Genomic DNA, 11,746 nt, shown 5'->3' with positions numbered 1-11,746 from the left:
TTGCCGCTATAAAAGTGACATAAAAAAAGACTGTATAAACAGTCTTTTAATTTTTGTACATTTCGAATATGAGGACTAGAGCCTCATCGGCATGACCACATACATAGAATTTTCTTCTATATGGTTCTCTATCAGGGCACTCGAATTACCATCGATAAGCGTGATACGAACATCATCAGAAGGTAAGTTGTTGAGGACATCGAGCAGATAGCTGACGTTAAATCCTATCTCAAGCGGGGTGTTTTCATATTCAACATCTAAGATCTCTTCCGCTTCTTCCTGCTCTGGGTTATTGGCGGTGATCTTTATCAGATTATTTTCAAGTTGAACCCGTACACCACGGAATTTTTCATTTGAAAGAATAGATGCACGCAGCAATGCCTGTTTCAGGTGATTACGGCTCGCTATAACGATCTTATCGCCACCTTTAGGTAATACCCGACGATAATCAGGGAAGCGACCATCGACCAGCTTACTGGTGAATACAGCACTGCGAGTCGTTGCACGAATGGCATTATCGCCGATAGCGATAGTGATATCTAAATCTTCGCCTTCGAACAAGCGTTGCAGCTCGACCACACCTTTACGCGGCACAATCACCTGCTTCTCGGGCAGGGATTCTTCGATCATGCGATGACTCAATGCCAATCGGTGTCCATCGGTAGCGATAGCACGCAGCACATTAACTTCGGTCTCTAACAACAAACCGTTAAGGTAATAACGTACATCTTGATTAGCCATCGAGAACTGAGTCGCATCGATGAGTGATTTGAGTGTGCCCTGCTTTATCGTAAATTCAATATCGGCCTGGAAGGCCTCAACATTCGGATATTCTTCGGCAGGGAGTGTTGCCAGAGTAAAGCGACTACGACCAGAGCGGAGTAACAGACGATTTTCCTGTTGCTCGATTTTAAGCTCTACCTGATCGGGTAATGATTTTACAATATCGAGAAATTTTTTCGCTGGTATCGTGGTTCGTCCTTCCTGAACGTCACCTTCCAACTGAACCTGACCTACCAACTCGACTTCTAAATCGGTACCGGTCATCTTAAGTGAGTGACCACTCACTTCAACTAAGAGGTTTGCCAGTATTGGCAAGTTATGTCGTCTCTCCACCGCTCCGGTCACTAGTTGCAGCGGCTTTAATAGGGCATCCCTATCAATTGAAAATTTCATCAGTTTCAATTTCCCAGATTTATGAAGATAGCGTACGGATCAAGTTAGCATAATCTTCTTTCGTGTCATGACTTTCTTCTCTCAACTGCGCAATTTTACGACAAGCGTGCAGAACAGTTGTATGGTCTCGACCACCAAAGGCATCCCCGATTTCGGGCAAACTATGGTTAGTTAACTCTTTAGAAAGTGCCATAGCCACCTGGCGTGGTCTGGCAACACTACGCGAACGACGCTTAGAAAGCATGTCAGCCATCTTGATCTTGAAATATTCAGCGACGGTTTTCTGAATATTATCTATAGTGACCAATTTTTCCTGCAGCGCCAAGAGATCTCTTAAGGCTTCACGCACAAAGTCGATAGTAATCGGACGTCCGGTGAAGTTAGCGTTCGCAATAACACGATTCAATGCACCTTCAAGCTCTCGAACGTTAGAACGTAAACGCTTGGCAATAAAGAAGGCCACTTCATCGGGCAGATTAATGCCGCTCTCCTGAGCCTTACGCATCAAAATAGCCACTCGGGTCTCTAACTCTGGCGGCTCGATCGCAACCGTAAGGCCCCAACCGAAACGAGATTTAAGTCTGTCTTCAACGCCGTCGATCTCTTTAGGATATTTGTCCGACGTTAAGATGATCTGATGATTACCTTCCAATAGTGCATTAAAGGTATGGAAAAACTCTTCCTGGGATCTGTCTTTGTTAGCAAAGAATTGAATATCATCGATAAATAAAGCATCGACGCTACGGTAGTAACGTTTGAATTCTTCGATCGCGTTATTCTGTAATGCCTTCACCATATCTTGAACGAAGCGCTCAGAATGCATATACACGACTTTAGCATTAGGGTTGTTTTTTATAATGCCATTACCCACAGCATGTAACAGGTGGGTCTTACCTAAACCGGTACCACCATACAAGAAGAGTGGATTATAAGCGCCGCCCGGATTTTCAGCCACTTGCATCGCAGCCGCCTTACCCAGTTGGTTAGACTTACCTTCTACGAAGTTTTCAAACTGATAAGTCCGATTGATATTGCTTCTGTGATTAGCGGCCATAGCAGGCTCTGGCGTATTGACATTAAATGAAGTCTTAGCCGGCTTAGTATTTCGCTCGAACTTGGGCCTTTCTACCGCGGCAGTTGCCTGCACAGGTCGTGGCGATGCTGGGCGACTCCCGATATCGAAGCGTAATTTAGGTGCATCATTTCCCATCTGTTCAGTAAAAAACTGATTGATGATGTTGATGTACTTATCTCTTACCCAATCGAGAACGAAACGGTTTGGAGCATAGAGAACTAATGTATCTCCATCCATTTGAGCTTGTAACGGTCTAATCCACATACTGAATTGCTGAGCAGAGAGCTCATCTTGTAGTCGTCCGATACATTGCTGCCAAAGTGAAACCGCCACGTACTTATCCCCAAAAGATCACACAAAGAGAGCTATTCTATATTGAGATCACGATGATCGCTATCCTTATAATAGTTTTATCCCCAGATAGATCATCTTTCATTGTTTATATCGATCCAAAAGGATCGGCTGCGATCCAATTATTTTCAAAAAGCGGCAAATCCAGCTTTATTAAGCGATCCAGATCGATCTATAATTACTTAGTTCAGATCAGGTTTAAGATCACTGGATCCACAAGATATAGTGGTCATACACAGAGTTATCCACATTTTATGGTGCCTTTGGATAACCTGAGATAGAATTAATTGGCCAGAATTTTAGCACTTGATGCGTTTGCTTGTTGACGAGCATGGCTAAAGTGATTACAATTCGGCCTCTTTTTTGCCCTTGCCTCAATTTTCTGATGGTAAGGTTTGTTAACTAACACAAAGACGGATTGCCACAATGAGTAAACGTACTTTTCAACCAAGCAACCTAAAGCGTAAGCGTTCTCACGGATTCCGCGCTCGTATGGCTACAGTTGGAGGCCGCAAGGTCCTAGCTCGTCGTCGTGCTAAAGGTCGCGCTCGTCTTTCTGCTTAATCGTAGAAATGCAAGTGACTAGCTATACCTTTACGCGGGAGTTACGTTTGTTAACTCCCGCGCAATTCAAATCTGTATTCACAAAACCCATCAAAGCTTCTTCGGCTGAAATAACCTTACTTGCTATTCCTAACTCTGAACAACATCCTCGTTTGGGATTGACTGTTGCTAAGCGTTTTGTAAAGAAAGCCCATCAGCGAAACAGAATTAAACGTATCATCAGAGATAACTTTCGTTTGCATCAGCACGAACTGCCTCCTATCGATATAGTCGTACTCGTCAGAAATGGCGTGGTAGAGATGGAAAATACAGATCTCCATAAATTGGTAGAAAAGCTATGGCGAAAACTCAATCGCCGTTACAATGGCTAGCGACCACGTTAATTCGTGGCTACCAAATCTTCATCAGCCCCTTTTTAGGGGCTAATAAGTGCCGCTTTCATCCAACTTGTTCCACATATGCAATTGAAGCAATTCGTTTGCATGGATTTGCAAAAGGCAGTTGGCTTGCAGCAAGACGCATATTAAAATGTCACCCTTTGCATCCGGGCGGAATCGACCCCGTCCCCCAAAAAAAACACAGGTGTAATAAATAGGCTATGGAATCTCAACGCAATATATTGCTTATCGGTCTGCTTTTTGTCAGCTTTTTGCTATGGCAACAGTGGCAGGTTGATCAAGCCCCACAACCAGTAGCTACGGAATTTTCATCAACTATTCCGTCTTCGTCTACTTCAGATTCTCACAGCTCTGATGTTCCTGATGCCGACTCAGCACTTCCTGCTGCTGTTGTTGCCTCTAAAGAACTGATCACAGTTAACACAGATCAGTTAATCATTAAGATTAACCCTATCGGTGGTGATATCGTTTATTCGGCACTTGTTGAACACAAACTTGAGCAGGATAAAGACGAGCCTTTTGTTCTTTTAGAGCAAACGAAAGATATAAACTACATTGCTCAAAGTGGTCTTATCGGACGTAACGGTATCGACAGCAGCTCTAAGGGCCGCGCACACTTCGACAGTGCTTCACGTGAATACACCTTAGCCTCTGGCCAGGATATCTTAGAAGTTCCACTTACTTTCGTTGCCGACAATGGTGCGACTTACACTAAGATGTTTGTCTTCCATCGTGGTCAATTTAAAGTGGATGTCGACTATGTTATCGACAACACTACAGACCAACAGCTGCAAGTTCAGATGTACGGTCAGATTAAGCACAGCATCAAGCAAAGCGAAAGCAGCATGATGATGCCAACTTACCGTGGCGGCGCTTTCTCGACGCAAGATACTCGCTACGAGAAGTACAGCTTCGATGATATGGCTGATAAGAACCTGGACAACAAAACATTAGGTGGTTGGGCAGCAATGCTTCAACACTACTTTGTTTCTGCTTGGGTACCACCAGCCAACGATCAGAACATTATCTTCTCCAGCATCAGTGCCGGTGGACAAGCCAATATCGGTTTCCGTGGTGCAGTCTATGATGTCGCGCCAGGTGCAATTCAAACGATCAACTCTGAGTTTTATGTTGGTCCTAAGAATCAAGAAGCCCTATCGGCCATCTCTGAATCACTTAACCTGGTAGTCGATTACGGTTTCCTTTGGTGGTTAGCTGTACCTATCTACAAGTTACTGATGTTCTTCCAGTCATTAGTCACTAACTGGGGTATCGCAATTATCCTTATCACGCTAACCGTACGTGGTATGTTGTACCCGCTAACGAAAGCTCAGTACACCTCTATGGCTAAGATGCGTAATCTACAGCCTAAGCTTGCTGAGATGAAAGAGCGCTTAGGTGATGACCGTCAGAAGATGGGTCAGGCGATGATGGAGCTGTACAAGAAAGAGAAAGTAAACCCTATGGGTGGCTGTCTTCCTATCTTGCTACAGATGCCAATCTTCATCGCCCTATACTGGGTACTACTCGAAAGTGTTGAGCTACGTCACGCACCATTCATGCTTTGGATCACCGACCTTTCGGTACAAGATCCTTACTATGTGATGCCAATCCTGATGGGTATCTCGATGTTTGTGATGCAGAAGATGCAGCCAATGGCACCGACGATGGATCCAATGCAAGCTAAGATGATGCAGTGGATGCCGGTAGTATTTACCGTATTCTTCCTATGGTTCCCTGCAGGTCTGGTACTTTACTGGTTAGTCGGTAACTTAGTTGCTATTACGCAGCAGAAGATTATCTATGCCGGTCTGGCGAAGAAAGGGTTAAAATAACCCTTAGCTCCAACTAAGAAAAAGCGGTTAATACTTAGTATTGACCGCTTTTTTGTTTTATATAAGACTCAGTATTTTCGAATTTAGCTTTCCATATTCAAACTAGGACACAGTAATGACAACAGATACTATCGTGGCACAAGCAACGGCCCCCGGGCGTGGTGGTGTGGGTATCATTCGTATCTCGGGCGATCAGGCCAGCGAAGTGGCAATGGCACTCCTTGGACATATTCCAAAGACCCGCTATGCCGATTACTGTGATTTTAAAGATGGTGAAGGTGAAGTAATCGATCAGGGCATCGCCCTCTATTTTCAGGGACCTAAATCCTTTACCGGTGAAGATGTACTCGAACTTCAGGGCCATGGTGGCCAGATAGTCCTCGATATGTTGATCAAACGCGTGATGGAGGTTGAAGGGATCCGCATCGCGAAACCCGGCGAATTCAGCGAACAGGCTTTCATGAACGACAAGCTTGACCTGACTCAGGCCGAAGCCATTGCCGATCTGATCGATGCCACCAGCGAACAGGCCGCTAAAAGCGCCCTGAACTCGCTACAGGGTGAATTCTCGACTCAAGTACATGAACTTGTCGATCAGGTCACTAACCTGCGTCTATACGTCGAGGCCGCTATCGATTTCCCCGATGAAGAGGTGGACTTCCTCTCCGATGGAAAAATTGCAGGCTCGCTTTATCGCATCATCACTAAACTGGACTCTGTCCAGGCCAGTGCCAAGCAAGGTGCCATTATCCGTGAAGGGATGAAAGTGGTGATTGCCGGACGTCCTAACGCCGGTAAATCCAGCCTCCTTAACGCTCTGGCCGGTAAAGAGTCAGCAATTGTGACCGAAGTTGCGGGGACCACCCGTGATGTACTGCGTGAACATATCCATCTCGATGGCATGCCGCTGCACATCATCGATACCGCAGGGCTTCGTGATACCGCAGATACTGTTGAAAAGATTGGTATTGAACGCGCCTGGGCCGAAATTGAAACCGCCGATCAGGTTTTGTTTATGGTCGATGGCACCACCACCGATGCCGTCGATCCCCACGAAATCTGGCCAGACTTTATCGACCGTCTACCTAAGAAGTTAGGCATCACTGTTGTCCGTAACAAGGCTGATATCACAGGAGAGGCACTCACCGTCACTCAAGACCATGGCCACAATGTATTTAGAATATCGGCCAAAACGGGCTTAGGCGTCGAGGAGCTACAACAGCACCTGAAGTCTCTGATGGGCTACCAGAGCAACCTGGAAGGTGGCTTTATCGCACGACGTCGCCATTTAGAGGCCTTAGAGCTGGCCACCAGCCACCTGATGATAGGTAAAGAGCAGTTAGAGGTCTATCAAGCTGGTGAACTGCTAGCCGAAGAGCTACGTATGACTCAAATGGCGCTATCTGAGATAACCGGTAAGTTTACCTCCGATGATCTGCTTGGAAAGATCTTCAGCTCATTCTGTATTGGGAAATAATTTTAAGAAGATCCTAGATCCTAGAGCCTAGATTCTAGGTTCTGGAACCTAAGGCGACGCTTCGCTATTCGACGGACTTCGTCCTGTTAAAGCAAAGATAGCGCTGCTCTATTTAAAGATCCTAGCTTCTAGGATCTTTAATCTCCTCGAGCCTTTACTATGCTGAATTTACCCACTTAGGCCAAAAGCTGGATTCTGAAACAAGTTCAGAAAGACAACCCCTCTGTCATTCCTGAGTGCTTTTGGCCGGAACCTATTCTTTACAGGTTTCTGGGCGGCAGGCAAAAACTGGATCCTGAAACGAGTTCAGGATGACGAGAGTCCTATTATTCTGATCTTTATATCCCCGTCATTCCGCATTCCGGCGTGCATACACTGTCATTTGGGTGTACACACACTGTCATTCCGGCATGCTTTTGGCCGGAACCCATTCTTTACAAGTTTCTGGGCGGCAGATAAAAGCTGGATCCTGAAACAAGTTCAGGATGACAAAACCGTACCACTTCTCGATAACAAAAATAGGCAGCATAAATACGCCTATCCTCGTGCATAAAAAACCGCCCGCTCTCCCCTTTTTTAAAACGATCCCAATGCTGTGGCTGAAGCGAAAAATACTATGATCCGGATCAAAACAATCAACAGATATATCAACAAGCAAAACAAAGTCAGCTTAAGATCTTTATCATTGTTTGGAACCGCTCGCAACAGGTTGTTTTAACTGTGATTATTCTTGTGATCGCTTTTGAGAAACAGATAATAATATTAAATCAAATTTCAAACTGTAGATAAGTTATACGCAAAAAAATAGATGAGAATAGTTATTCGTACTGTAAAAGATCGCGGCACCTTTGATGGCATAATTTTGAGAAATAAAACTTAAGAAGAGTAAAGAGTAAATATCACCTTTTTTTATGCTGAATTAGCCTGCAGTTACAGTACAGAAACTATACAGATTATCTTTTGACAAGATAAACTTCCAAACCTTAAAAAGAGTCAGCCTTGGCCATTCAAGCTCTCTTTCTTCACATCCATTACGCAACAAGCCTTCATTCTCGTATAAAGAGGGATCTTCCAGCCTACCCAGCGTGGTAACCCTTAACCTTTTACTTTACATCAACAACACGACTGGCCTTACATTCCTGTATAGAGAGGGATCTTCCAACCTACCCAGCGTGGTAACTCCTTAATTTTTATTTCACATCCACCACACGGCCGGCCTTACATTCCTGTATAGAGAGGGATCTTCCAGCCTACCCAGCGTGGTAACCCTTAACCTTTTACTTTACATCAACAACACGACTGGCCTTACATTCATGTATAGAGAGGGATCTTCCAACCTACCCAACGTGGTAACTCCCACCGGTTTTTTTGGGTTAACTCCCCGTTTTCCTCACAAGCATTCGAGTCTCTTATTTCACATCAACAACACGACTGGCTTTACGGTACTGGATCTTCCAACCTACCCAGCGCGGTAACTCCCACCTTTTCGGTCCCGTTTTCCTCAATCCACCCGCATATACCAGCGTCACCAATTTCCGCTTTGGCAGGTACTCCACCGTCACTTTCAATTCCGCCAGAGCTAGCTTGGTAGGATACATGGCATCGAACGCCTCACGTTCCCACTCTGGGATCCCCTCGAAAAGCAGATCTTCGGCCTCAATAAGCTCAAGGTCGTCATAGCTTTCGACCCCAAGCTCGGATAGCTTATCCGAAAGATAGTTTTCGAACACCAAAGGCTCATTACCCAACGCCTTCAGCTCCGGCGTGGGCGCTTGCTCCCTGTTTTTACCTAAGGCTAACCAGATATTCCATGCGGCTATATCGCCATTAAGTCTGGCTGCAACTCCTTTAAACTGACGACCAAGCGCAATACTACGCACTATAGCCTCTAAAGCCTGTTCGCCTTCGACAGCCTTTAAACGGGAACCTATCACCCGGCCGGCATACAGTGTTTCGACCACAACCTTATGAGATGCGCCCTTCTCCCTGTTCTCGGCCAGACGCTCCTCACCTAAGCCTGCATCGAGTAACGCCTTTAGCGAAACGGGTACCATGCAGCTGGCCAGATTTAATGTCTGTTTACTGCCTTTGCCCGCAATCGAATGTTGATCGAACACCAGAGCAGCCAACGCACTCTCTTTGCCGTTGAAATCTTTGAGTTCACTACAGAAGCGGCTATCACGGCCAATTTGAACTTCGCTGTAACCATTACCTAATGCGGTCACTCTTTTCTCACGTCGAACGAATGCCAACTCAGGCAGCGCCTTAATGACAGACGATAACCAGCGCTGACGAAGTTCAGACTGTTTAGGCCCGATAGGCTGTGCCTGATTGAGCCTGGATAATTGCAGCGCCGAGCGAATTTGATTCGACAGAAAGCGCGCTTCCTTACGTCCATTGAGATCAACAAGCGCATTATCACTCATGAACTCGGCGAGAGGTTCACGAACCAGCTTGATCAAGGTAAAGGCATCGCAACCTAGTGGCTCCCACTCATTGAGATCTTTTAAAGCCTGCTCCGAGGTAGGCAATTTAAATAATCGTTGGGGCACGCTCAATGCCGCCGCCAGATCGACCATTAAACCACGGCACTCATCATCGGGCATGGCACTGATTAAATGTGCAAACAGAGTATCTATAGGGAGCGGTGATAACTTATTCCCATGTTCGGTGATCTTGCCCTGCTCATCTATGGCCCCCATAGACAGGAGTTTTTGCTCGGCAATGGCTAACGCCTTGGCCGGAATGGTATCGACAAACTGAAGTTGAGATAGCCGATAACCACAACCCGCGGCCGCTAGCATAGGTTCCACCAGTTCTTCACGTTGCAACTCCGGCGGCGTCATCGCTTCTAAAGGTGCCCCCTTACCCCACAGACGAATGCAGATCCCATCCTGAGTTCGACCCGCACGGCCCTTTCTCTGTTCACAGCTGGCTCTCGAAATTCGAGCCAATGATAAAACGGTACGGCCGTTACGCTGATGGGTGCGTCGCTCTAACCCGGAATCGATCACAGCGGTGACACCGGGAATAGTCAGCGACGTTTCGGCAACATTGGTAGAAAAGATCACTCGCTGCCCGGATGACTCGATCAATATCTGTTTCTGCTCCATTGGGGAGATCCCCCCATGTAAGGCTAAGAGCTCCAGCCTACTGTTATCACGACCACTGTTATCAATCTCACCTGTTAGCGGTTGGCAAGCCTGTAAGCAAGCTTGTATCTCTCGTTTACCCGGCAGAAACACCAGGATATCGCCATCGGTTTCAGTTAATAACTGACTCACCGCGGTTTTGACGGCCTGCTCTACTCCACGAATATCCGGCAGATGATGACTCTCCTTAGCCTGATACCTAAGTTCCACGTGGAACCTTCGTCCCTGCGCATATAAACGTTTAGCACTTAAGTCACTTGCACAGCCTTGAGCGGTATTTGGAGTATTAGTCGCAAGATAGCGAGTTAACCGCTCACCATCTATGGTAGCCGAAGTAAGCACCAGCCTTAAATCCGGTGAATCCGCAACCTTTTGCTTCAGCATAGCCAGCAAGAGGTCGGTATCCCAGCGTCGCTCGTGGAACTCATCGATAATCACAGTATCGAAACCTGCTAACCCATCTTCCTGCAACCAACGCAGCGCAATACCCGGCGTAACGAAGGCAATCTGAGTCTGTGCCGTCACAGTCGAATCGAAACGAATCGCATGCCCCACCGCTATATCCGTTTGCGAGCCTACGAAAGAGGCAAGCGCAAGACAGGCGACTCTGCGTGGTTCAACCACCAATACCCGCTTTGACTTTCCCTCAACCTTTTTGCCAGAATGATCACTGCTCTCGCTAAGACTGTAGCTAAGAGTCTCATCCGCTTCTGCACACCACAGAGGTAAGCGAGTAGACTTACCCGAACCTGTGTCTGACTCGACCACCAAATGGTTGTCTTTAATCGCCGATTTGAACTCATCATAGAGTGCATCTATCGGCAAAGAGTCGGTGGGAAGAGAAGTTTGCGATAATTGACGCTGTTCGGCTTGAGGCTGCTTTTTCATAATGGTCGCGTATGGCTAATTGTTGAAATAGAGGTTGGAAGGCTGATCGGCTAACTTATAATCGAAGTATTTGCGGTTTTCGGGGCCGGCAACGTTAGCGCTAACCTTATTGGGGTGCCTGTATTCATCCCAACTGGCGACGTTTCTGCCCTTATTCAAATGCGGAAAGCCCTGATCTAAAATATTTGAATCGATAGAGTCATTATCTGACTCTAAGAAGTTTATCAGCTTAGATAAACTTCCCGGCTCACTGATATCGATACTGAGTAGATCATCTCTCCCCTTAAAGTAATCGAAAACCTGCGAGCTATGGGTACGGTAACAATGAATAAGATGCTCAGTATCCATGGGGTTATCTAGCCTGTTCACTCCAAAGCTGTGGTTAAAGCTGCGCTTCAGGATAGGGTTAAATCGACCCGTCTTGTCATCCAGATGCACTAACATGCGACTCAATAACATCTGCATCGATGGCACCCAAGTATCGAGAGACCGATCCAGATAGACAAACTTAGCGCCGGGAAACTGCTTATCCAGCTGCCTGTAATCACTGAAACAGGGGGCATCGGATATCACATCCGCCAACTCAAACGCCTGCTTGGTAAAGGCCTGATGCGCCACCTTATATCCCTGTTCAAGCAAGGCCACACTCACACTCGTCGTCCCGGTACGGGGCAAGCCAATGATAAAGACCTTAGTCATCACTCTTCGTTCGGATTGAGAGCCTGATTGAAGGCCAACTTGAATATGAGTGGAGCTACCTGGTGGCATAGATTGGAGTGTTATTTATGACTTTGCCATATTGTACACTTGTCGTTTGCACCTTGTCTGTT

General features: G+C 46.3%; 9 protein-coding genes. 5 read left to right on the top strand and 4 right to left on the bottom strand.

Annotated elements, in window-relative coordinates:
* Window positions 1-75 precede the first annotated feature (75 nt).
* Both dnaN and dnaA read right to left on the bottom strand, forming a co-directional pair.
* Complete coding sequence (gene dnaN / locus EKG38_RS21610; RefSeq protein WP_126523058.1) at window positions 76-1,176, bottom strand: DNA polymerase III subunit beta; 1,101 nt, start codon at window positions 1,174-1,176, stop codon at window positions 76-78.
* A gap of 19 nt (window positions 1,177-1,195) precedes the next feature.
* Window positions 1,196-2,584, bottom strand: coding sequence for a chromosomal replication initiator protein DnaA (dnaA, locus tag EKG38_RS21605; protein WP_126523056.1), 1,389 nt, complete (start codon window positions 2,582-2,584; stop codon window positions 1,196-1,198).
* Window positions 2,585-3,028: 444 nt separating this feature from the next.
* Here dnaA and rpmH point away from each other — a divergent pair, with 444 nt between their 5' ends.
* The 5 genes from rpmH to mnmE all read left to right on the top strand — a co-directional run bounded on the left by rpmH (window position 3,029) and on the right by mnmE (window position 6,876).
* Window positions 3,029-3,166 (top strand): 50S ribosomal protein L34, encoded by a 138-nt coding sequence (gene rpmH / locus EKG38_RS21600; protein WP_006083827.1) that lies wholly within the window; start codon window positions 3,029-3,031, stop codon window positions 3,164-3,166.
* A 14-nt stretch (window positions 3,167-3,180) separates the two neighbouring features.
* Complete coding sequence (gene rnpA / locus EKG38_RS21595) at window positions 3,181-3,537, top strand: ribonuclease P protein component (protein ID WP_086022458.1); 357 nt, start codon at window positions 3,181-3,183, stop codon at window positions 3,535-3,537.
* Entirely contained in the window at window positions 3,504-3,761 is a 258-nt protein-coding gene (yidD, locus tag EKG38_RS21590; RefSeq protein WP_126523054.1) for a membrane protein insertion efficiency factor YidD, read from the top strand. The genes rnpA and yidD overlap by 34 nt, the downstream gene beginning before the upstream one ends.
* 3 nt (window positions 3,762-3,764) lie before the next feature.
* Window positions 3,765-5,399, top strand: a complete 1,635-nt coding sequence (gene yidC, locus EKG38_RS21585; protein ID WP_126523052.1) for a membrane protein insertase YidC — start codon at window positions 3,765-3,767, stop codon at window positions 5,397-5,399.
* A gap of 115 nt (window positions 5,400-5,514) precedes the next feature.
* Window positions 5,515-6,876 (top strand): tRNA uridine-5-carboxymethylaminomethyl(34) synthesis GTPase MnmE, encoded by a 1,362-nt coding sequence (gene mnmE, locus EKG38_RS21580; protein WP_126523050.1) that lies wholly within the window; start codon window positions 5,515-5,517, stop codon window positions 6,874-6,876.
* A gap of 1,409 nt (window positions 6,877-8,285) precedes the next feature.
* Here mnmE and EKG38_RS21575 read toward each other — a convergent pair.
* Entirely contained in the window at window positions 8,286-10,916 is a 2,631-nt protein-coding gene (locus EKG38_RS21575; RefSeq protein WP_126523048.1) for a helicase-related protein, read from the bottom strand.
* Between the two features lie 15 nt (window positions 10,917-10,931).
* On the bottom strand, window positions 10,932-11,615 hold the full coding sequence (locus EKG38_RS21570; RefSeq protein WP_246033243.1) for a sulfotransferase family protein: 684 nt from the start codon (window positions 11,613-11,615) through the stop codon (window positions 10,932-10,934).
* Window positions 11,616-11,746 lie beyond the last annotated feature (131 nt).

Origin of the sequence: Shewanella canadensis, assembly GCF_003966225.1 — a bacterium.
Taxonomy (GTDB): Bacteria; Pseudomonadota; Gammaproteobacteria; order Enterobacterales; family Shewanellaceae; genus Shewanella; species Shewanella canadensis.
Note: the sequence above shows the minus strand (reverse complement) of the source record. Positions and strands in the feature narration are given on the sequence as shown.

What these genes read in the sequence shown, in the direction of transcription:
- mnmE (WP_126523050.1), top strand. Translation starts at nt 5,515, where the DNA reads ATGACAACAGATACTATCGTGGCACAAGCAACGGCCCCCGGGCGTGGT.
- EKG38_RS21570 (WP_246033243.1), bottom strand. Translation starts at nt 11,615, where the DNA reads ATGACTAAGGTCTTTATCATTGGCTTGCCCCGTACCGGGACGACGAGT.
- yidD (WP_126523054.1), top strand. Translation starts at nt 3,504, where the DNA reads ATGGCGAAAACTCAATCGCCGTTACAATGGCTAGCGACCACGTTAATT.
- EKG38_RS21575 (WP_126523048.1), bottom strand. Translation starts at nt 10,916, where the DNA reads ATGAAAAAGCAGCCTCAAGCCGAACAGCGTCAATTATCGCAAACTTCT.
- rpmH (WP_006083827.1), top strand. Translation starts at nt 3,029, where the DNA reads ATGAGTAAACGTACTTTTCAACCAAGCAACCTAAAGCGTAAGCGTTCT.
- dnaN (WP_126523058.1), bottom strand. Translation starts at nt 1,176, where the DNA reads ATGAAATTTTCAATTGATAGGGATGCCCTATTAAAGCCGCTGCAACTA.
- yidC (WP_126523052.1), top strand. Translation starts at nt 3,765, where the DNA reads ATGGAATCTCAACGCAATATATTGCTTATCGGTCTGCTTTTTGTCAGC.